We start from the raw sequence: 20,479 nt of genomic DNA, 5'->3' as shown, positions 1-20,479 counted from the left end.
CCCGCCCATCGGCGACACCGGCCCCTGGCCCGACGCGCCCACGCGCCGCTCCGACAGTGCATCCCTCTTCCGACGAGGAGTCACCGCATGCCCAGATTCCCGACGCGTCCCGTCCGGCGGGCCCTCGTCGCGCTGCTCACCCTGGCCGCGGCCATCCTCACCGCGGTGACGGTCACCCCGTCACCGGCACTCGCCGCGCCCAACTTCAAGGCACCGTTCCCCTGCGGGCAGCGGTGGACGTACAGCCACCACAACGCCGAGGTGCGGCAGGCGCTGGACTTCGTCCGCGCCGACGGCGGTGTCACAGGCGGTACGCCCCAGATGGCGTCCGCCGCCGGAGTGGCCCGGCGCTACTCGCAGCCCAGCGGCGCCGGCAACTACATCGTCATCGACCACGGCGGCGGATGGACCACCTACTACTTCCACCTCAGCGCCTACTCGGTGCCCGACGGCGCCTACGTGCAGCAGGGGCAGCAGATCGGGATCACCGGCAGCACCGGCAACTCCTCCGGCGCGCACGTGCACTACGAGCAGCTCTACAACGGTGTCGGCCAGGTCATCTCGATCAACGGCGTCTCGCTCGCGCCGTATCCCGGCCAATACAACCAGCGGTTCCTGGTCAGCGACAACTGCGGCACGCCGCCGCCGCCCGCGCCCCGCTATTTCGGTGGTTCGCCGACGGATTTCACCGGTGACGGCCGGGATGACGTGGTCGCGTTCACCCACGGTGCGCTGGCCGACGCGTATGTGGCCACGTCGACGGGTTCGTCGTTCGCGGGCACGTCGGTGAAGTGGCACGACTGGTTCGCCCTGTCCGGAGAGACCCCCCTGACCGGAGACGTCAACGGCGACGGACGCGACGACGCGATCGTGTTCACCCACGGCACCACCGCCGACGTCCACGTCGCCCTGTCCACCGGCACATCCTTCGCCGCATCCGCGAAATGGCACGACTGGTTCGCCCCCGGCACCGAAGTCCCCGCCGTCGGCGACGTCAACGGCGACGGCCGCGACGACATCATCACCTTCACCCACGACACCAACGCCGACGTCTACGTCGCCCTGTCCACCGGCACCTCCTTCACCGGCACCGCCGTGAAATGGCACGACTACTTCTCCATCGCCGGGGAGTTCCCCGCCCTCGGCGACGTCAACGGCGACGGCCGCGACGACATCATCACCTTCACCCAAGGCCCCGCCACCGCCGCCGACGTCATCGTCGCCCTGTCCACCGGCAACGGCTTCGGGGCACCGCAGAAATGGCACGACCTGTTCGCCGTCGGCGCCGAGCAGCCCCGGGTGGGCGACATCAACGGCGACGGCCGCGACGACATCGTCACCTTCACCTGCAACACCGACGCCGACGTCTACGCCGCCACCTCCACCGGCACCACCTTCGCCGGAACCACGATCAAGTGGCACGACTTCTTCTGCCTAACCGGCGAATTCCCCTACCTCGCCGACGCCAACGGCGACGGCAAAGACGACCTCATCGTCTTCACCAAAGGCACCACCAACGACATCTACGTCGCACTCTCCACCGGCACCACATTCGCCCCCAGCACCAAATGGCACGACTACTTCGGCCTCACCAGCGAAACCACACTCTGAGCCCCAGGAGGAACCATGCCGCACGACCGGAACATCTCCCCCACCGTGAGCCGCCGGCGGCTGCTCACCGGCGCCGCCGCGGTCGCGGCGACCGGCGCCCTCGCCGGCGCCTTCACCGCGCCGTCCGCGGCCAGTGCAGCCGTCAACGGGTACGGCCTGCGCATCGTCGACCGCAACGAGAACGGCGGCCGGTTGCAGTACTACCGTTTCGCCACCGACGCGATCGAGTGGGATCCGGCGGTGAACGTGCTGCTGCCCGACGGCTACCACACCAGCCGCAAGCGTTACCCGGTGTTGTATCTGCTGCACGGCGGCAACGCGGACTTCCGCACGTTCCACCTCCAGGACAACATCATCAACCTCACCGCGGGCCGCGAGATCATCGTCGTCATGCCGGACGCCTCCACTGGCTGGTACAGCAACCCGGTCAGCACCAATGTCGGGCCGCGCAACTGGGAGACGTTCCACATCGCCCAGTTGCTCCCCTGGATCGAGGCCAACTTCCGCACATTCCCCGAGTACAACGGCCGCGCCGTGGCCGGCTTCTCGATGGGCGGCTTCGGGGCCCTCAAGTACACGGCGAAGTACTACGGCCACTTCTGCTCGGTCAGCTCCCACTCCGGGCCAGCCAGCCTGCGCCGCGACTTCGGCCTGGTCGTGCACTGGGCGAACATCACCTCGGCCGCGCTCGACCTCGGCGGCGGCACCGTGTACGGCGCGCCCCTGTGGGACGAGGCACGGGTCAGCGCGGACAACCCGATGGAGCGCATCGAGAGCTACCGCAACAAGCGGATCTTCCTGGCGGCCGGCACGTCACCCGACCCGGTCAACTGGTTCGACTCGGTCAACGAGGGCCAGGTACTGGCGGGCCAGCGCGAGTTCCGGGGAGCGCTCAGCCGGGCTGGCATCCCGCACGAGTGGCGCGAGGTGCCGGGCGGCCACTACTTCCGCCACGAACTGTTCGTCCAGGACCTCGCCGGCATGCTCGGCCGGCTGCGCCGCGCCGGCTGACCCACCGGACCTGCGGCGCGTGGCAGGCCGCCACCAATCCGGCGACGGCCTGCCACGCCCGGTCGGCGGACCGCACGCCGCGCGTCCAAGGGGGCTCAGCCCGATCATGAAGTCATCCTCCGCCACCGCGCCGAGGCTACCGACCGCTCAACACGCCTTCTCGACACGGCGGGCCGGGTCGAGAAGTTCCGCGCCAAGTACGCCCGTCGCGAGCCCCGGGAGCCGCGCTGACCGAGGCGCGCATGCTGCTGCGCGCCGGGTACGCGATGCGCGGCGTCCGTCCGTCCACGACGAGGTTGCTGGTCGAGATCGTGGAGAGGTATCCCCGCCCCTGGTACGTGGTCGCGGCTGACGCGACGCCGGCTGGATACTGCCCAGGTGCGGGCTCAGCGGCCGGGACCACCCAGGTCGAGCCGGTCCTCGCGCACCCGGTCGGCCAACTCCAACTTCGTCCGGGTCGGGCGGCCCACCTCGGCATACTTGCGTTTGACCCGTTCCAGATACTCGCGCGCGGTCCCGTAGGCCACGCCCGCGCGGCGCGCGGCGGCCGCCAGGGTGGCCCCGGAGGCGTACGCGGTGAGCACCGCGCGCTCCTGCGGGGACAGCCGCGGCCGGTCGGCGCGGGCGTCGCGGCTGAGTACGAACGCGAGTTCCGGACTGATCGCCGACCCGCCGGACGCCACCTCGCGGATCGCCTCCACCAGCACGTCCAGGGGATGGCTCTTGGTGAGGTAGCCGGCCGCCCCGGCACCGATCGTGGCCAGCACGCCGTCGGCGTCGGGGACCGCCGAGACGACCAGCACCCGCCCGCCGCCGGCCCGGACACGCGCCACGTTGTCCGCCGGGTCGGATCCGTCGCGCAGGTTGAGATCGAGCAGGACCACCCGGGGCGCGTCCGCACCGCCGAGTCCGTCGAGATAGCCGTCGACCGTGGCGGCGACCTGCACCAGGCGAACGTCCTCGACCGGTGCCAGCCAGGTACGCAGCCCGTCGAGCAGCATCCGGTCGTCGTCGATCGCGGCGACAGTGATCATCCGGCCCTCTCACCCAGCCGCCGACGTCCACGCGCCGGGCGGCCAGCTCATCTCGACGGTGGTGCCCTGACCTGCTCCGCTGTCCACCAGCACCTCGCCGCCGGCCTCACCGATCCGCGCGCGCACCGACCGGGACAACCCTAGCCCTGGCCGGATCCGGTCCGGGTCGAAGCCGCGCCCGCGGTCCGCCACCGTGACCCGCAGCCTCGCCGGGTCCGGGTCGTCCGTCCCCGCCGCCGGGCCGGCCACCGTCACCAAGGCGGTCGAGGTGCCGCTGTGCCGGATCACGTTGTTGAGCGCCTCCCGGACCGCGCCGGTGAGCGCTCGCACCACGGCCGGCGGCACGTCCGGCGGGACGTCGGTGACCCGCAGGTGCACCCGCAGGCCGGTCGGCGCCAACTCCCGGATGACCGTGGTGAGCTCGCCGACCAGCCGCATCCCGACCGCGGAACCGGCGGACGCGATCAGGCCACGCAGATGGTCGGCGTCAGCGGCGAGTCGACGCCGCACCACCGGATCACCGGTGTCGACCGCGCCACGGGCGACCGCGTCCAGCGTGGACAGCACGGTGTCGTGCAACATGCGGTGCTGCTGTGCCACCTCCGAGGCGTAGGCGGCGTGCGCCGCGATCCGCTGCCCCGCCTCGGCCAACGCCGCCTCCGCCTTCACCGCCCGTACGGTCGCCCGGTCGGCGCGCAGTGCGGCCTGCCGCAGGGCACCGACCACCAGGCCGGCGGCCGCCGGCACACCCACCAGTGCCAGCAGGTTCCCCGCCGCCCCGGACAGCGCCGCCGGACCCAGGGAGACCGTGGCGTGCACCCCGAGCAGGTAGCCGACCGCCAGCGCGGCGTACCAGGCGAGGGCCTGACGACGCGACAGTGCCAGCGCGACGGTCAGGCCCGCGCCGATCGCGGCCGGCAGGGCCGGATGGCTGAACCCGGTGCCGTGGCCCGGCCGGGTGAGCAGGCCGCCGGCCACGAGGGCGACCAGCGCCACCGTCGCGTCCAGCCCGGCGACCCCCCGGCCCACCGCGCCCTGTCCGTGGACCCACACCAGCACGCCGACCACCGCGAGAGTCTGGACCGCGTACACCGTCACCGCCGCCGGCACCGACCGCAGTCCGGCCGTGCCGCCGGTGAGGACCGCGACCGGCCAGGCGGCGACCTGGCAGATCCGCACCACGACGAACAGCCCGATCAGGCCGGTGGTCAGCGGAATCGCCGGGGAAGGGCCGGGACCGGAGCGGGAAGCGGGCGGAGCGACGGCGGCCGTGGCAGTCATGGCACTCAGCATGCCGGACCGGGCCGGACCGCTGTCGGCAGGACTGCCGACAGCAGTTCGTCCGTCGTGCGGGGGTGCGACCGCACCAGGCATGATCGGGACGGCTCCACCGAATCCTGGTACGACCGGAAGGACAGGCAGATGAGATGTCTCCAGCGGAAGCTACCCGCGCTGGCCGGGATCGCGCTGCTGATCGCGGCGCCCGGTTGCGGCAACCCGGCCGTGCCGGTGAGCGGACCGGACAGCGCCACCCCCACGAGCACGGCTGCCCCGGCGAGCCTGCCGGGCAGCGACCAGGGCGACCGGGTCGAGGTGGACGGCCGGACTGTCGCCGGGGTGGCACCGGGGCTCGGGTTCCCCGCCGGCAGCAAGGTCGACACCGCGTTCGGCGACCCTGGCTCGGCCACGGTGATCCTCACCGCTCCTCCGCCCGAGCAGGTGCTCGCCCACTACCGCCAGGCGGGCCCGCCGGCCGGATACCCGGTGGGCACCGACACCGGTCAGACTCTGCACCTCGACGGACGCGGGTGGACCGTCGAGGTCATCGCCACCTCGCGCGACACCACAGTCACGTTCGCCCGCAACCGGCCGGCCGAGCAGTCGACCGCGCCGCCACAGGCGGAGGAGCCGGCGCTGACCGGCCGGGATCTGGGCGTGACGAACCTGCCGTTCAACTTCCGGTTCCCGCCGGGCAGCCAGGTGCGCGACCTCTCCGACACCGCCGCCGGCGCCCGGCTCACCCTGGTCGAGCCCGACCCTCAGCGGGTACTCGCGTTCTACCGCACCGCCCTGCCCCAGGGATTCTTCGACGTCACGGGCGACCGCACGACCGGCGGGACCACCATCATCACGTTCGAGAAGGACGACGGTGAGTGGACCGGCACCATCGAGGCTACGGACGACCGGGTCACCGTCAGCACGGTCCATCGTCGATAGGACGACCCTTCCGGCGGCCGGCACGTTCCCGTCCGACGGGCTTCGACGACGAACCGGGGCGGTGAAGGGCAACCGTCGGTGGCGTCAGCTGCGGGGGCCCGGACCGGCCACCTGCGTACCCTGGTCGCGCCGTACCCATCTGGCATCCTTCCGGGACACCCTGCGATCGACGAGCGCCAGCACCGTTGCGGGCCGGGCGAGGGCGAGGGCGGTTGGTCGAGCCGATGCTCATGCTCTGGCCTGCGAACGATGGCGTCGCCAGACGGCAACAACCCCCCGATGTGAGCCCGATCATCGATGCACGAGCACCCTATCCGACTGGGGAGTCGAGGAGAACTGGAGCGCTCCGGGTACGCGCTGCCCTCGAACCGGCGGCGTTCGCCACCGGTCTGGGTGTCGTGACCGCACCGCACGGCCGGCGCGTCCCGGCCGGACGGGGCAGGTCCGGCCGGGGGTCACCACGGGTTCGCCGGCGCCACCAGCAGCAGGCCGGTCGCGGGCAGCCCGGTGGTACCGCCCGTGGTACGGCCCGCCGTTGTCGCGCCGGCCTGCCGGGGCCGGTTGGCCTCACCCGGCTCGACGGCGTGCCCACGCTCGTGGTCTTCTGATCGTCCGCGGCCGTGGGCCGCTCTGCCTGCTCGGCTCCCCGCTCGCGCCTGTCCAACGTGTGTCATGCCGACTCGACTGTGAGGATGATCGGGTGCTGCCCGGTGCTCGGGTCTGACTCGCGTTACGGCCGGCCCTTCAGTGCCTTGAGTTTGATCTGTCGGCTCGAGTCCCGGGGGGTGTCCCTATGGGTTCGTCAAGCGGCGATCGGCGTCGTGGGGCGGGGTTGGTAGGGGATCTTGTCGCGGAGCATGGCGTATAGGACGTCGCAGCGACGGCGGGCGAGGCAGATGAGGGCGGCGTTGTGGCGTTTGCCTTCGGCGCGTTTGCGGTCGTAGTAGGCCCTGCTCACGGGGTCGGCCAGGGCTGCGAACGCAGCGAGGAAGAACGCGCGTTTGAGGTTCTTGTTGCCGCCGCGGGGTGGGTGTTCGCCACGGATGCTGCTGCCGGATCGTCGGGTGACGGGGGGCGAGGCCGGCGTAGGCGGCGAGGTGGCCGGGGGTGGCGAAGCTGCTGCCGTCGCCGACTTCGAGCAGGATCCGGGCTGCGGTCCTGACGCCGATGCCGGGCATCGAGGTCAGGACCGGGGCAAGAGGGTGCGCATCAAGCATCCTTTCGACCTGGGCGGCGGCCTGGTCGCGTTGCCGCAGGATGTCGCGGAGGCTGTCGGCCAGGCGGGGCAGGATCGTCTCCGCGGCCTGGGTGCCGGGGACGGTGACGGTCTGCTCGTCGAGAGCGGCCATGATCTGCTCAACGAGCCGGTCACCCATGCGAGGTGCGTGGACGGCGGCGATCGAGAGCAGTTTGCGGCGGCCGGCCTTGCGCAGGCCGACCGGGCCGCCGCAGCGGGACAGCAGTTCCAGGACCGCCTTGTGGTGGACCTTGGGGCCGAGGACTCGTTCCAGGGCGGGGTGGATCTGGGTGAGCAGTCCTCGGATGCGGTTGGACACGCGGGTGGCTTCGCCGGCGAGGTCGTCGTCGAAGCCGACCAGGATCTCCAGTTCGGCCAGAGTTTCGTCGCCGGTGTCGACCCGCCGCAGCGTGTGCGGCAGGGTGCGGGCCGCGTCAGCGATGACGTAGGCGTCGCGGGCGTCGGTCTTCGCGCTGCCGGGGTGCAGATCGGCGATCCGCCGCATCGCCAGGCCAGGCAGGTAGGCCACCTGATGCCCGGCCGCCCGAGCCACCGCGACCGGCAGGGCGCCGATCGAGGCCGGCTGGTCGACCACCACCAGGACACGGCCATGGCGGGCGAGTTTGTCGAACAGCTGCCGCAGCCGAGCCTCGGTGTTCGGCAACGCCGCGTCATGCAGCCGCTTGCCGTCCGGAGCCAGCCCGACTGCGTGGTGGTCACCCTTACCGACGTCCAAGCCGAGGTAGACGCCGTATTCGTCGTTCACCAGACCCGCCTCCACGCATCGTCCGTGGCCTCGGCCGCTGGTCCAGGCGTCGGACTGCCGGCAGCCACGTTACGAAGAGACCTACCCCCACACGGGTGGCCGTGTCCCTATCAGCGGTCCACCGACGCCACCCGACCCGGCGACAACACCCCCCGGATCATCCGTACGACAGGGGCAGGAAGTCATACCGGGCCGGGCGACCGAGGGGCCCCGGCTGGGGACGATCAAAAAGGTAACCGGGGGGGGCTTGCTGCCGCCGGACCGGCGCGACGTGTCCCGATAGGGGCTCCCGCCAACAAGGCGCCGTCACAGCCTGACCATCCTTGCCGGCCCGGCGACGGCCATCCGCTCCCGAGCCGTCAGGAGCCGAACAACCCCGCCCAGCTCGTCGCACCTGCGCGACCTCCGGCACCACCAGTTGTTCTTCGCCGACATGGACCGGCGGACGGCCAGGCCCCGGGCTGCGCCGCGACCCTACGGAGCCAAGGGCCGGCCTCTCAAACCACCACCACCGCCGGCCGCCCGGCCGGTCACTGGATGGATCCAGCCGCCGCTGCTCGACGCCGAAGTGCGCAGCTACCGCTACGCCGCAATCGATCTGCGGCACGGCCCCGCGCCGGACAACCCCTGGCTGGCCTGGGTACTGCACCTGGCCCACACCAACGCGGAAGCCCGTGGCTGGACCCCGGTCACACGACGGGGAATGCAACGGGTACTGGTAATGCTGCTCGCCGACTACCAGGAAGGCGATCTGATCCGGGTCAGCGGCTTCGCGGACATCGTCGTGCGCCGCTGCACCAACCTCGACTGCGTCATCGAGATCCTCGCCACCTTGGCCGTCGTTGACGATGACCGACCGGCCGCCCTCGAACCATGGCTGCACGCCAAACTCGCCCACCCTCGCCCCGCCCATTCGGCGCGATGTGCTGCGGTGGGCCCGGTCCTGCGCGATGGCGGACCACACGTCCGCGCCCGGCGCGTCGAGACCGTTCGCGGCTATGTTGCCGCTACCGTGCCCGCGCTGACCGACTGGGCGTGGCATCGCGAGCACCTGCGGGAGGTCACCCGCCGCGACGTCAGCACGTATCTGGACAGGCTGCACGGCAACCCACGCCAGACCGCGACCACGCCCTGCGGTCGCTTTTCGGCTGGGCCAAGCACAGCAACCTGATCTTTCGTAATCCGACCGCCCGGGTCAGAGGGCCACGCGTCGATGACGCGATCTGGCAGCCCCTGCGTCCCGACGAGCTGAACCAGGCCGTTACAGCCGCGACAACCCCGCAGGCCCGGCTCTTCCTCGTACTGGCCGCGGTCCACGCGGCGCGCCCCGGCCAGATCCGCGCGATGCACCTCGACGACGTCGACCTGCCTGGCCGGCGCATCACCATCGCCGGTCACGACCGCCCGCTCGACGAGCTGACCCACCACGCACTGCTCGACTGACTCGACTACGGGCGCCGTCATTGGCCGAACACCGCCAACCTGCACCTGCTCGTCAGTACCGAAAGCGCACTGTGGCACGGCGGGTCAGCCACACCTGCGTTTCACGCTGCCCGCCTCCGGTCTGGCCTCGCCGCATCTGGTCTACGGCGAGCGACCCTTCGACGTCTCCGCGAACTCGTTACGGCTGCTGACCACCGTCCCGGAGCCGCTGCCGGTCGACGGGCCGGCGCTCGGCGGTGGTCCGCCGCGTCGGCGGATCGCGCTGTCAGAGTTGACCGCGATCCTGATGCATCTTTCCTGCGGCTACGCCGTGAGTGACCGGGTGGCGGCAGCTCACCGACAGTGCCCGAGGTGGCGGTCCGCCTGGGTAGTCGGAGCGGTCGGGGTGCTCCTGCCCGGGACTGCACCAGCGGCTTACCGGCTGCGCGGCTTCTCCGGGGACGTGCAGGCCGAGGTGATGACCGCATTGCGCTCAACCACGCGGGGGCCCAAGGTGGCGCAGCGGCTACTCAGACTACGCTCACCCGCCGCTCGGACGCCGCTGCGCGCCGGTGAGCCGCGTACGCCCGTGGAGCCGCCGGTGCCGCCGTCGGACGGCGGACACCCCGACGTCGTGCTCGCCCGCACGGTCGCCGCCGGGCTCATCACCACCGCCGAGGCCGACCTGATTGGCGCCACCCGCCTCGAGGACGTGTCGGCGGCCGACTTCGCCGATCGCCCACGGACGCGGCTATTGGGCGTAGCCGAGGAGCGCTCGCGGGCTGAGGAGCGCCTGATCTCACTTTCCCGCACCTGGCGATCCTTTTGACCGGCCCCGCTGACGGCGCTGACACCCCGCAACGGCCCGCCGAAGCCCTTCGAAGGAGGACGGCCACCGCGCCGGGCGCAGGTCCACCAGCTTTCCCTCGCTCATTCGCCCAGCCCTACACCTTGGGGCATAGGGCTCCGAACTGACTGGAAGTGATCTTCCGAACGCTTGCGGAATCGCTCTCGTGACCTGCGTCAGGCCTGGGAAGTACTCTTCCGCTGTGAACGTTGCCCGAGAAACCGCCCGCGGTCGACTGGGTCCGCTGCGGGTGCTGCTGGTCGAGGACGATCCTGCCGACGTCGCTCTCATCGAGGACACCTTCGCCACTCACGCCCTGGCCGCTGAGTTGCACCACGTTCCCGACGGGGTAGAGGCCATGGCGTTCGTGCGCCGTCAAGGCCAGTACGCCGACGCTCCGCGCCCGGAGTTGATCCTGCTCGACCTGAACATGCCCCGCATGAACGGCCAGGAGGTCCTCGCCGCGATCAAGGCCGACCAGTGGCTCAAGACGATTCCGGTCGTCGTGTTCACCACTTCCGTGGTCGACGCCGACGTGCTGGCCAGCTACACAGCGCACGCTAGCGCCTACGTCACCAAGCCCATCGGCCTGGACGACTTCGAGCGCGTCGTTGGGCAGATCCACCGCTTCTACGGCCGCACCGCAAGCCTGCCTCCCGATTCCAGCACGGCCTGAGAAATCCTCCGCCCCAAGCGCTGAGCCACCCCCGCTTTCGTGGAGCTTCTTGACCACGGTCTGATGGCCGTGGGGGAGGAAGTCGTCCGTGGCAGCACCGAAGAAGTACCCCGATGAGCTTCGTCAGCGCGCTGTGCGCCTGTACCGCGAGTCGGACCCGAAGCCGGTGATCCGGCGTCTGGCCGAGCAGCTTGGTGTGCATCACGAGGCGCTCAGGAACTGGATCCGGCAGGCCGAGGCGGATGAGGGTGAGCGTCACGATCGGTCGAGCAGCGAGATGGTCGAGGAGAACCGCCAGCTGCGCAGGGAAGTTAGCGAGCTGCGGCGGGCGAACGAGATCCGGAAGGCTGCGAGCGCGTATTTCGCGGCGGAGCTCGACCCGACCCGGCGACGGTCATGAGGTTCATCGGTGAACATCGTGACCAGTTCGCGGTCGCGCTCCTGCTACGGGTCCTGAACATCGGCGCCTCGACCTACTACGCGTGGGTCAAGCAGGCCGAGCAGCCCTGTGATCGGGACGTGGTCGACCTGGGGCTGATCTCCAACATCTACGAGATCTGGGAGACGTCCGGGCGCACCTACGGCGCGGACCGGGTCCACCGGCAGCTACGCCGTGACGGCATCCGCGTGGGCCGCAAGCGGGTGGAGCGGTTGATGGCGCAGCAGGGCTGGCAGGGGGCGTTCCTGCGTCGAGGCTGGCGCGGCGGCTCCACCCGACAGGATCCCCGGCACACGCCGGCACCGGATCTGGTCAACCGACAGTTCACCGCGACCGGCCCGAACCGCCTGTGGGTCGCCGACGCCACTCGCATCCCTGCGGCGAGGGCGCGTTCTGGCTCGCCGCAGTCCGCGATGCGTTCTCCCGCCGGATCGTCGGCTGGAAGACGTCTGACCGCTGCGACACCGACTTGATCCTCGCCGCCCTCGAATACGGCATCTGGTCGCGCGACGTCCGCGACGGCCAATTGATCCACCACTCGGACAGGGGATCGAACTACACGTCTTTCCGCTTCGCGGAACGCTTGCAGGACAACGGGATCCTGCCCTCGATGGGTTCCGTCGGCGACAGCTCCGACAACGCGCTCATGGAGAACTTCTGGTCAACGTTGAAGATCGAACTCGTCTACCGCACCTCGTGGCGGACCCGCGACGAGGCCGAGAACGCGATCTTCGCCTACATCGACGGTTGGTACAACACCCGCCGCATCCAGAAGGAACTGGGCTACCTCAGCCCGAACGAGTACGAGGCCGCCTGGCACAACCACCAGACCGAACCAGCCGAACCACCTATCACCACCCCTGCACCAGCCGGCAGCAGGTAACCACCGCTCCAACAAAGCAGGGGAAACTCAGGAGTAGCAGCCGCGATAGGAAGCAGAGGGCTAGATCAACCCGATTCGGCTGGCGAACTCACGTACACCTAGCAGGTTGCGGCTGTCGCGGTTGAGTAGTTCGGTTGTGAGTTGCTGCGCCCATGGCCGGTAGCGAACCTCCTGCGGGGTGTCTCGCTCGGCAGCAAGCAGCGCCTGGAATGTCGCCTGTGGGCGCCCGCGGCCGTGTAGTGCCAGCGCTGTGTCTTCCCAGTAGCGAGCTCGGCGCTCCGGCATGACGATCCGGGCCGGGTCGACCTGCCGAGCGTAGTCGACAGCGGTGCCGTAGTCACCAAGCACCCGGGACACGCTGATCTTGTAGACAGCCAGGTCGAGCAGATTGAGCCATTTTCATCCTGCGTGGCGGTCGGCTTCGACGCGGTGCAGGACGAGGATGGCCTGCACGATCGCGGTCGCTCGGCGTGGGCAGCAGCGCTGCTCGACCAGGATTTTCCAGGTCTTGAGGGTGGCGATCGCGCGTTCGCCGCGGGCGCGGATCTTCGCGTGCGCTCGGTTGACGGCCTTCTGCCGGCGTGACAGCTTCGGCCGGAAGCGGCGCCGCTTGAACGGGGTGCGCACGCTGCCGGGGGCGCCTTGATAGCCCTTGTCCGCGAAGGTCATCACGTCGGTGCTGGCCAGGGCGTCGATGATGCCGTGGGTGCGGGCGGCGGTCAGGTCGTGCGTCGAGGCGGGCAGCGCGGCCGAGGCCCAGACGAGACGCCCGGCCGCGTCGGCGATGACCTGCACGTTCACGCCGTGACGCTTGTGTTTTCCGGAGTAGTACGGCTTCTGGTTGGCGACCCGGTCGATCGGGATCAGGGTGCCGTCGAGGATTGCGTAGGCGAGCAGACGGATCCTGGTCATGGCCGTGGCCAGGTCGTCGGCGGTCGCGGCGAGCAGGTCGATGGCCTCGCGGACATAACGCCAGGCGGTCGTGACGCCGATGTCGAATCCGGCGGCCAGGCGGGTGTAGGTGTCGCCGTTGCGCAGGTGGGCCAGGGCGAGCAGGGCTTGCCGGCCGGGGTCGAGGCGTCGCCACCGAGACCGTTGCTGCTGGCGGCGGGTTCGGATGAGGGCGGCGAGGTGGTTCAGGCTGCGGGTGGACAACGGAATCGCGGCAGGGTAAGACAGCACAGCGAGGCTCCCGGTTGGGGCATCTGATCTTGGTCGATTGCTGTCTTACCGGGAGCCTCGTCCTACCTGGACACCGGCCTCCCACACCGCCCGTGACCTGCGCCGTCACGATGAAAATGGCTCATTGATCATCCATTACCGGCTGTTACCGCCGATACCGGAGAAGATCTTCATCTCCCCAGGTCCATCGCCCGCACAAAGCACAGATAGCTGGTGTCAGCGTCCGGTGCGGTGGCGTAGCACTGCGCGCCGTAGCTCGTCCGGTGCCCAGACGAGTATCGGGAAGGCGATCAGGATGGCGAGGATGGCGGGGCCGGGCACGGCGGTGCCGAAGATCGCCTGTAGCGGGGGCACGGTGACGATGGTGGCGGCGAAGGCGAGTTCGAACGCGATTCCCCACAGCAGGAGCCGGTTGGACGCCAGGCCGATGGAGCGCAGTGAGGCTCGGTCAGTGCGGACGGCAAGCGCGGTGCCGACCTGACAAGCAACGATGGCGGCTCCGCATCACAGCGGAGGCGACGCCGACGATGTGCGCGGGCAGCCGGGAACTTCCTGACGTACCTGACCGACTACTCGACCGGGAGACGGCAACCGGGCAGCCCAGGGCTCGACGGGCACGAGCCACCCCGAACTAGAAATCTCCTTTTCCGATCGGAGTAGTCGATGTCCGTCACCGACCTGTCCGGTGATCCCACGCCGGATGTTCCCGCCGCTGCGCAGACCGCTCGTTCGAGTCGCGAGCCCACGCCCTTTGCCGCGCTGCTGACCCGGCTGCACTTCTACGCCGGCATCCTGGTTGCCCCGTTCCTCCTGGTCGCCGCCCTGACCGGCCTGGCGTACACCATCACCCCACAGCTGGACCAGGCCCTCTACGGCGACCAGCTGGCCGTGGCCGCCGTCGGCGACCAGCCGACGACCCTCGCCCAACAGGTCACCGCCGCACGGGCCGCGCACCCCGACGGCACCATCGCCACCGTGGCGCCCGGCGCAGGCGACCGGACCACCCGGGTGGTGTTCTCGCTCGAGAAACTCGGCGACAAGCAGCACACCGTCTACGTCGACCCGTACACCGGCGAGGTCACCGGGCAGCTCACCACCTGGTTCGGCTCCACCCCGGCCACCACCTGGCTCGACGACCTGCACCGCAATCTGCACCTCGGTGAGATCGGCCGGCACTACTCGGAAATCGCCGCCAGTTGGCTGTGGGTCCTCGTGCTCGGCGGCGTCATCCTGTGGTGGCGCCGTCGCAGCGCCACCCGCGCCCGGACGACACACCTGCTCATACCGGACCTGAGCGCCCGCAAGGGAGTCCGGCGTACGCGGGGCTGGCACGCCACCACCGGTGTCTGGCTCGCGGTCGGCCTGCTGTTCCTCTCCGCCACCGGCCTGACCTGGTCCCGGTACGCCGGCGCGAATTTCGGCGCCGGCCTGGACGTCCTGCGCGCCGGCACTCCGGAACTGTCCACCACCCTCGACGGCGTGCCCCCGCCCGCTAGTGGTGGTGGGCACCAGCACGGTGGGGCGGTGACCGGCACGGCGGACAATCCGGCGTCCTTCGACATCGTCCTGACCTCCGCGCGCGGCGCCGGACTCTCGGGGCCGGTGGAGATCAGCCCTGCCGCGGAGTCCGGCCAGGCATGGACCGTCGCCCAGGTCGACAACACCTGGCCGGTCGCGAAGGACCGGATCTCTGTGGACCCCACCACCGGCGGGGTCACCGACCGCAGCGACTTCGCCGACTGGCCGCTCCTCGCGCGGCTCAGCAGCCTCGGCATTCAAGCCCACATGGGAATCCTGTTCGGCCCGGTCAATCAGATCCTGCTCGCCGCGCTCGCTCTCGGCCTGCTCTGCGTCATCGTCTGGGGCTACCGCATGTGGTGGCAGCGCCGCCCCACCCGCGCCGGTCGCCGCGCACCGCTCGGCGCGCCGCCCGCCCGAGGTGGGGTCCGAGGGCTTCCGTGGTGGGCGCTGCCGCTCGGTGGACCGGTCACCGTGGCACTCGGTTGGGTACTGCCCTGGCTTGGCGTCACTCTGCTCGGCTTCCTCTTCATCGACATCGCCCTCGGCATGCTCACCCGTCGGCGCCGTCGGCCGATACCCGTCTCACCCGCCCCGGCCGGTAGCTGACCCCGCACAGCTGTCCGGCCGCCACCGCTGCGGGGCGGCCGGACAGCGGTGGTCGCGTGTCGGTCAGCGGGGCCGGGAGCCGGTCACCGGCGGAATGGCCCGGTGATCTCCGAACCGCTCTGTCCGGTGGTCCGCACGAAGACCGAGATCTTGTCGTCGGGCGTGATCATGCAGATCTCCATGTTCCGGCAGTAACAGCAGGGGTCGGCGCGGCACGGACTGCCCGATCCCTCGGGGCGTGCAGGACCCCTTCGGCGGCTCGGCGCGGGCGACAGCGCCGGACGTGACGGTCCACGCCGTCGTGGTCGTGCCGTTCTCGGCCGTCGGCCGGTAGCGCCCAGACTCGACGGGGAGTTCATAGGTGGCACCGCGAATCCGGCTCCTGCCGCGCCGGCCCTAACCTCGACGAGCACCAGCGCCCGAAGGCCCGGTGAGCACCTGGCCCAGCCAGAGCAGGTCCACCTCGCGGCTGATCAGCAGGGGCGCCGCCACCCCGCCCGCGCCCGGGCCGGCCACATCGCAGCCTCTCCCCGGCTGCATCGGTGGACGGCCTGCCGACCCACCGCACACGTACGGCCAAATCTCGCCCTGCCCAGCCTGACCGTTTTCAAGGGCGGAAAGGAGGTTTTACGCTCTCAGATCGATCGGGTTGAGATATAGCACATTGTCGTTTGCCGTTGCATAATGTCCGCTGCACGCATGGTCGCACCATCGGTTTCCGATGCAGCGACGTCGACCGAAGGGAACCGATTCCGTGAAGCAGGACCACTCACCTGTGCTGCCCGGCGACGGCGCCACGGACTATGCGCGCTACATGCGACTGAACACGCTGCTCGCCCTGCAACGACGGCCGGACGAGATGATGCACCGCGACGAGTTGCTCTTCCAGGTGGTGCACCAGTCCACCGAGTTGTGGCTGAAGCTCGTCGCCGCCGAGTTGGCCGAGGCGGTCACCCGGCTGCGCGTCGGCGAGCTGGCGGTGACCGAGTCGCTGCTGACCCGGGCGACGTTGGGGATCCGACTGGTCACCGACCAGCTGGAGATGTTCCGGCACCTGTCCCCGGCCGACTTCCAGGCCATGCAACCGGCGCTGGGTAAGGGATCCGGGGCCGAGTCACCCGGATGGCGGCAGGTCCACGCTATGAGCCGGCAGCTCGGCCGGGCGTTCGCCGAGCATCTCGAAGTCCGAGGAATTGAACCGGCCGCACTGGGTCGGCCGGATCCCGCCGACCCCGTCCAGCGGCTCGCCGAGGCGCTCATCGAGTGGGACGAGCGGGTGTCGCTGTGGCGTATGCGGCACTACCGGGTCGCTCTGCGCGTCGGGGGCCACGATCCCGGCGGCGCCGAGGCGACGATGCTCGCCAAGCTCGTCGGGCACCGGTTCTTCCCTGCATTGTGGCGGGCCCGCCTGAAGCCCTCCGACGGATCCGCTAACGAATCACAGGCCGACCAACGTTGACAATCCTCGTTCACCAGTAATTGTCAATTTTTCCTCACCCACCTGCGTAGCGACCGAAATGTCGAGGTGCGGTTTCGTGCGCGAACTGACGAGTTGGCTGTCCGGCGGCGGTCAGACCTGCCGTTTTCCGTACTCCGCCGTGCTGGCGGAGTTTCACCGGGTCGGTAAACACTTCGTCGAAAAGGAAGTGCTGGCTCTGCTCGACCAGGCCCGTACGCAGCTGACGGTGCCGGCGACCGCGCGGGAGCCGCAGGCCCGGCTGCTGGGTGACTTCCTCGACGTCGCGCTCGATAAGTGGGACGGCCGGTACGACTACCGCAGCTATCTTGCGCTGCGGCTGCTCCGGCTGCCCGGCGGGGGCGACGTCGCCGGCCCGTTCGGTGCGCGACGGGACCGGGACCGGCTCCTCGTTCGCCTGGTCGCCGACGTGCTGGCCTTCGAGTTGACCGCCGCCTCCGGTGCCACCGACCTGCTGCCCGAGCGGCGCCCGAGCCGGGACGTGGTGTCCAAGCGCTACCGGCTCGGCGTGCGGGCCGTGTCACCCGCTCTCGCCCGGCTGGGCATCGCCGGGATGGTCCCCGGCCGGGAAGCTGTGGCGACCCCGGACGAGCTGCGGGCCGTCGCCGCCGACGCCGATCCCGCCGGCGAGTTGGTCCTGCGGCTGAGCATGCTGCCGGTCCATGTGTCGCACGACGAGTACCTGTTCATCCGGGTGCTCCAGTCGTACGAATGCCTCTTCGCGGGGGTCGCCGAGGAGTTGCGCGCCACCATCGCCGCCCTGACCGCCGGCCAGGCGGGGCGGGCGGCCGCACGGCTGGCGTACGCCCGACAGCAGCTCACCGCCGCCGGGCCGCTGTTCGCGCTGCTGGCGACGATGCAGCCGGAGGCGTTCCGGACGTTCCGGGAGTACACCGCGGGGGCCAGCGCCATCCAGTCCCGCTCCTACAAGCTCATGGAGTCGCTGTGCCGCACACCCGAGGGGTCGCGATTGGACTCGGCCGCGTACCACCAGGTCCCGGAGGTACGCGAGCTGGTGCACGCCGGCCAGCCGTCGATCGACGACGCGTTCCGGGCGGCGGTGCGTGACGGCCTGCTCGCCGCGCCCGAAGGCGGGCGGGTCGAGGAGGAGATGCGGTCGTTCGCCGCCGCGGTATTCCAGTGGCGGCGCACGCACCACCGGCTCGCGACCCGGATGCTCGGCCCGCGGGCCGGCACCGGCTACACGGAGGGCACGCCCTATCTGGCCGCCGCCCGATCCATCCCGGTCTTCACCTCCGTCGCCTGCGAGCCCCGACCCGTCCCCCATCGAGCCGACCAGAGGCAGCCCTGAGTGAGCCCACCGCACCGGAACTCCGACCTCGATACGCCCGAGTGCCTCGACGCCAGCGCGCACGCCGCACTGCGCGCCGAGTTCCCCCTGCTGAGCACCGGCGTCTACCTGAACAACAACTCGACGGGCGCGGTGCCGCGAGGCGCGGAACAGGTGCTCACCGGCTACTGGCGGACGCTGCGGAACTGGCGGGACGAGGTCTGGCAGGACTGGCACGCCGGCCTCGACCGGTACGCCGACTCCGTCGCCGCGTTCATCGGCGCACCGCCGGGCAGCGTGGTCACCGACGCGAACCTGAGCACGCTGCTCGCCCGGGTAGCGTCCTGTTTCGACTATCGTCCGCCGCGGAACCGGATCGTCACCACCGATCTGGAGTATCCGACGGTGCCGTTCATCTGGAACGCGTTCCGTCGGTACGGCGCCCGGCTCGACGTGGTCGGCTCGGGCAGCCCGCGGTTCGACGAGGACGCCGTCGAGGCACGGATCGACGAACGCACGCTGCTGGTGTGCATCCCGCACGCCAGCTTCTCCTCGGGGGCCACCGTCGACCTGCCCCGGCTGGTGCGGCGCGCCCACGACGTCGGCGCGCTGGTGGTCGTTGATGCCTTCCAGAGCGTAGGGGTCATGCCCATGGACGTGACGGCGCTCGGCGTCGACGTGGTTCTCGGCGGCGCGCACAAGTGGCTCTGCGGAGTCGGCACTGCCTTCCTCTACGTGCGCCCGGGTCTGGTGCCGCAGCTGGAGCCAGCGGCGACCGGCTGGCAGGCCGGTGACCGGGCCTTCACATTCCAGCCGTCGACAGGCTGGGCCGGTGGGGCCCGACGGTTCGCCGGCGGGACGCCGTTCCCCCTGACCTCGTTGATCTCCCAGGTCGGCCTGGATCTGCTGGCCGGGGTAGGTGCCGGCCCGATTCGACGGCACTCGCTCGCCTGCACCCAACGGATCCTGGAGCGGGCCGCGGTGGCTGGCATCGACGTGGTCAGCCCAACCGAGCCGCACCGGCGCGGTGGCGTCGTGTGCCTGGACGTCGCCGACGGCGAGGCGGTCAAGCGGCGGTTGGTCGCTCGCGACATGGTCTGCAGCTGGCGGGGCTACCTGCGGGTCGGCCCGCACGTCTACAACACCCTCGACGAGATCGACACGTTCATGGACGCCCTGGAAGAGGAGCTGAAACGGTGAAGGTCACGCTGTCCCCACGCGCGCTGATGAGTCTGCTCGCCAACGGGCCGAAGGCCATGGACGTGCTGGAGACCGCGCTCGGCACGGGTCTGCTCGACGCCTTGGAGCCCGGGCCGGCGAGCCTCGGTGAGCTGGCCGCCCGCTTCGACGTGCGGCCCCTGCGGCTCTACAAGTTCCTCGACTGCTTGGAAAGCCTCGGTGTCGTTGAGCGCAGCGAGCCAGGTGACGACATCGCGATGGCAACGTACCGTGCGGTACCCGGCCTCCGGGATGCCGTCATGGCGGTCGTCGGCCCCGGTGCTGTCGAACGTGACCGGGACCGTTACCCCTGGCGGTTGCTGCACGGCCGGCTGGCCGAGAGCCTGCGCGGCGAGGTGAGCATGAGCGACGACGACTTCGCCTGGCCCCCGAAGACCGACGAACAGACCGCCGACTTCGAGCGCAGCATGGCCGTCGGTCTCGGTCCGGTGATCGAGACGATGCATCGCAACGCCAGCCGGCTGTGGTCGGACCGGCGCCGTCTGCTGGACATCGGCGGGGGTGACGGCACGCTCGCCGCGCACATCCTCGACGACGCGCCTGGGCTACGGGTCGACGTGTACAACCTGCCGGCCGTGGCTCCGCTGGTGGAGGCGACCCGGACCCGCACCGGGCATGTCGACAGGCTGGGTTTCGTCGGCGGCGACTTCTTCGCCGAGCCGCTGCCCTCGGGCTACGACGCCATGGCATTCGTCCGGGTGCTGCACGACTGGCCGAACGACGTCGCCCGCCGGCTGGTCGAGAAGGCGTACGCGGCCCTCGAACCGGGCGGGCTGCTGGTGATCTGCGAGGAGTTCCGCACCCCAGACCGCCTGGCGATGCAGTTCTTCTGGAGCTACTTCCTCATCGGGGTCGACAGTTGCGTCAGTCGGCTGCGGGAGGTGGAGTTCTACACCAGTCTGCTCAAGGAGGTCGGCTTCGACCGGGTGGCCGTGCTGCCCGGCGGCTGGGAGCTGGCCTGCGGGCACAAACCGGTGGCCGAAGCGTGACCCGCCCAGCCGGCGTGACGGTGCGGGCGTA

19 protein-coding genes and 2 pseudogenes are annotated in these 20,479 nt (G+C 70.4%); 15 read left to right on the top strand and 6 right to left on the bottom strand.

What is annotated here, in order from left to right; genetic code table 11:
- Nucleotides 1–87: 87 nt before the first annotated feature.
- The 3 genes and pseudogenes from BFV98_RS30740 to BFV98_RS33155 form a co-directional block, all read left to right on the top strand.
- Nucleotides 88–1,611, top strand: coding sequence for a VCBS repeat domain-containing M23 family metallopeptidase (locus tag BFV98_RS30740; protein WP_091331550.1), 1,524 nt, complete (start codon nucleotides 88–90; stop codon nucleotides 1,609–1,611).
- 15 nt (nucleotides 1,612–1,626) lie between these two features.
- Nucleotides 1,627–2,622, top strand: a complete 996-nt coding sequence (locus BFV98_RS30735; protein ID WP_013476115.1) for an alpha/beta hydrolase family protein — start codon at nucleotides 1,627–1,629, stop codon at nucleotides 2,620–2,622.
- Nucleotides 2,623–2,775: 153 nt separating this feature from the next.
- Nucleotides 2,776–2,853, top strand: a pseudogene (locus BFV98_RS33155) (50S ribosomal protein L31); the annotation flags it as partial.
- A 155-nt stretch (nucleotides 2,854–3,008) separates the two neighbouring features.
- Here the strand turns inward: BFV98_RS33155 and BFV98_RS30730 are convergent.
- Complete coding sequence (locus BFV98_RS30730; protein WP_030275359.1) at nucleotides 3,009–3,656, bottom strand: response regulator; 648 nt, start codon at nucleotides 3,654–3,656, stop codon at nucleotides 3,009–3,011.
- A 9-nt stretch (nucleotides 3,657–3,665) separates the two neighbouring features.
- Nucleotides 3,666–4,937 (bottom strand): sensor histidine kinase, encoded by a 1,272-nt coding sequence (locus BFV98_RS30725; RefSeq protein ID WP_041784246.1) that lies wholly within the window; start codon nucleotides 4,935–4,937, stop codon nucleotides 3,666–3,668.
- Nucleotides 4,938–5,078: 141 nt separating this feature from the next.
- Between BFV98_RS30725 and BFV98_RS30720 the strand changes: the two genes are divergently transcribed.
- On the top strand, nucleotides 5,079–5,873 hold the full coding sequence (locus BFV98_RS30720; protein WP_013476112.1) for a hypothetical protein: 795 nt from the start codon (nucleotides 5,079–5,081) through the stop codon (nucleotides 5,871–5,873).
- 802 nt (nucleotides 5,874–6,675) lie between these two features.
- Here BFV98_RS30720 and BFV98_RS30715 read toward each other — a convergent pair.
- Nucleotides 6,676–7,876: pseudogene (locus BFV98_RS30715) on the bottom strand (IS110 family transposase).
- Nucleotides 7,877–8,294: 418 nt separating this feature from the next.
- Here BFV98_RS30715 and BFV98_RS30710 point away from each other — a divergent pair.
- From BFV98_RS30710 to BFV98_RS32415, 6 genes are all read left to right on the top strand, one after another.
- A complete protein-coding gene (locus tag BFV98_RS30710; protein WP_235437644.1) occupies nucleotides 8,295–9,047 on the top strand; it encodes a hypothetical protein in 753 nt (250 codons plus the stop codon).
- Between the two features lie 657 nt (nucleotides 9,048–9,704).
- Nucleotides 9,705–10,127 carry a hypothetical protein gene (locus BFV98_RS33150; protein ID WP_141722637.1) on the top strand — a complete coding sequence of 141 codons (423 nt, stop codon included), beginning with the start codon at nucleotides 9,705–9,707 and terminating at the stop codon, nucleotides 10,125–10,127.
- 220 nt (nucleotides 10,128–10,347) lie between these two features.
- On the top strand, nucleotides 10,348–10,821 hold the full coding sequence (locus BFV98_RS30700) for a response regulator (RefSeq protein WP_013476110.1): 474 nt from the start codon (nucleotides 10,348–10,350) through the stop codon (nucleotides 10,819–10,821).
- Nucleotides 10,822–10,909: 88 nt separating this feature from the next.
- Nucleotides 10,910–11,221, top strand: a complete 312-nt coding sequence (locus BFV98_RS30695; RefSeq protein ID WP_083395347.1) for a transposase — start codon at nucleotides 10,910–10,912, stop codon at nucleotides 11,219–11,221.
- Complete coding sequence (locus BFV98_RS32875) at nucleotides 11,218–11,733, top strand: IS3 family transposase (protein ID WP_091331546.1); 516 nt, start codon at nucleotides 11,218–11,220, stop codon at nucleotides 11,731–11,733. Before BFV98_RS30695 ends, BFV98_RS32875 begins: the two co-directional genes overlap by 4 nt.
- Nucleotides 11,691–12,143 carry an IS3 family transposase gene (locus BFV98_RS32415; protein WP_232236821.1) on the top strand — a complete coding sequence of 151 codons (453 nt, stop codon included), beginning with the start codon at nucleotides 11,691–11,693 and terminating at the stop codon, nucleotides 12,141–12,143. Before BFV98_RS32875 ends, BFV98_RS32415 begins: the two co-directional genes overlap by 43 nt.
- Before the next feature lie 60 nt (nucleotides 12,144–12,203).
- Here BFV98_RS32415 and BFV98_RS31720 read toward each other — a convergent pair whose 3' ends face one another.
- From BFV98_RS31720 to BFV98_RS31715, 3 genes are all read right to left on the bottom strand, one after another.
- Nucleotides 12,204–12,491 (bottom strand): hypothetical protein, encoded by a 288-nt coding sequence (locus tag BFV98_RS31720; RefSeq protein WP_227457594.1) that lies wholly within the window; start codon nucleotides 12,489–12,491, stop codon nucleotides 12,204–12,206.
- Between the two features lie 51 nt (nucleotides 12,492–12,542).
- Nucleotides 12,543–13,325 (bottom strand): IS5/IS1182 family transposase, encoded by a 783-nt coding sequence (locus tag BFV98_RS30685; RefSeq protein ID WP_071098642.1) that lies wholly within the window; start codon nucleotides 13,323–13,325, stop codon nucleotides 12,543–12,545.
- A 216-nt stretch (nucleotides 13,326–13,541) separates the two neighbouring features.
- A complete protein-coding gene (locus BFV98_RS31715; RefSeq protein WP_082171463.1) occupies nucleotides 13,542–13,817 on the bottom strand; it encodes a cation transporting ATPase C-terminal domain-containing protein in 276 nt (91 codons plus the stop codon).
- Between the two features lie 171 nt (nucleotides 13,818–13,988).
- On the opposite strand from BFV98_RS31715, the gene BFV98_RS30675 reads away from it, so the two are divergent.
- The 5 genes from BFV98_RS30675 (at nucleotide 13,989) to BFV98_RS30655 (ending at nucleotide 20,448) form a co-directional block, all read left to right on the top strand.
- Complete coding sequence (locus BFV98_RS30675; RefSeq protein WP_071098640.1) at nucleotides 13,989–15,452, top strand: PepSY domain-containing protein; 1,464 nt, start codon at nucleotides 13,989–13,991, stop codon at nucleotides 15,450–15,452.
- A 754-nt stretch (nucleotides 15,453–16,206) separates the two neighbouring features.
- Complete coding sequence (locus BFV98_RS30670) at nucleotides 16,207–16,911, top strand: tryptophan 2,3-dioxygenase family protein (protein ID WP_071098638.1); 705 nt, start codon at nucleotides 16,207–16,209, stop codon at nucleotides 16,909–16,911.
- Nucleotides 16,912–16,969: 58 nt separating this feature from the next.
- Nucleotides 16,970–18,241: a tryptophan 2,3-dioxygenase family protein gene (locus BFV98_RS30665; protein ID WP_071098636.1), complete on the top strand. Its 1,272-nt coding sequence runs from the start codon at nucleotides 16,970–16,972 to the stop codon at nucleotides 18,239–18,241.
- Nucleotides 18,242–19,420: an aminotransferase class V-fold PLP-dependent enzyme gene (locus BFV98_RS30660; protein ID WP_043325486.1), complete on the top strand. Its 1,179-nt coding sequence runs from the start codon at nucleotides 18,242–18,244 to the stop codon at nucleotides 19,418–19,420.
- Nucleotides 19,417–20,448, top strand: a complete 1,032-nt coding sequence (locus BFV98_RS30655) for a methyltransferase (RefSeq protein WP_030274725.1) — start codon at nucleotides 19,417–19,419, stop codon at nucleotides 20,446–20,448. The genes BFV98_RS30660 and BFV98_RS30655 overlap by 4 nt, the downstream gene beginning before the upstream one ends.
- The last annotated feature ends 31 nt before the right edge of the window (nucleotides 20,449–20,479 follow it).

Origin of the sequence: Micromonospora sp. WMMB235 (assembly GCF_001855515.1) — a bacterium.
GTDB lineage: Bacteria > Actinomycetota > Actinomycetes > Mycobacteriales > Micromonosporaceae > Micromonospora > Micromonospora aurantiaca.
The sequence above is the reverse complement of the archived record's forward strand: the minus strand, read 5'-3'. Positions and strand labels throughout refer to the sequence as shown.

Bases quoted from the DNA above. Each gene is read 5' to 3' on its own strand.
- BFV98_RS30740 (WP_091331550.1), top strand. From the start codon at position 88: ATGCCCAGATTCCCGACGCGTCCCGTCCGGCGGGCCCTCGTCGCGCTG.
- BFV98_RS30735 (WP_013476115.1), top strand. From the start codon at position 1,627: ATGCCGCACGACCGGAACATCTCCCCCACCGTGAGCCGCCGGCGGCTG.
- BFV98_RS30730 (WP_030275359.1), bottom strand. From the start codon at position 3,656: ATGATCACTGTCGCCGCGATCGACGACGACCGGATGCTGCTCGACGGG.
- BFV98_RS30725 (WP_041784246.1), bottom strand. From the start codon at position 4,937: ATGACTGCCACGGCCGCCGTCGCTCCGCCCGCTTCCCGCTCCGGTCCC.
- BFV98_RS30720 (WP_013476112.1), top strand. From the start codon at position 5,079: ATGAGATGTCTCCAGCGGAAGCTACCCGCGCTGGCCGGGATCGCGCTG.
- BFV98_RS32875 (WP_091331546.1), top strand. From the start codon at position 11,218: ATGAGGTTCATCGGTGAACATCGTGACCAGTTCGCGGTCGCGCTCCTG.
- BFV98_RS30675 (WP_071098640.1), top strand. From the start codon at position 13,989: ATGTCCGTCACCGACCTGTCCGGTGATCCCACGCCGGATGTTCCCGCC.
- BFV98_RS30665 (WP_071098636.1), top strand. From the start codon at position 16,970: ATGTCGAGGTGCGGTTTCGTGCGCGAACTGACGAGTTGGCTGTCCGGC.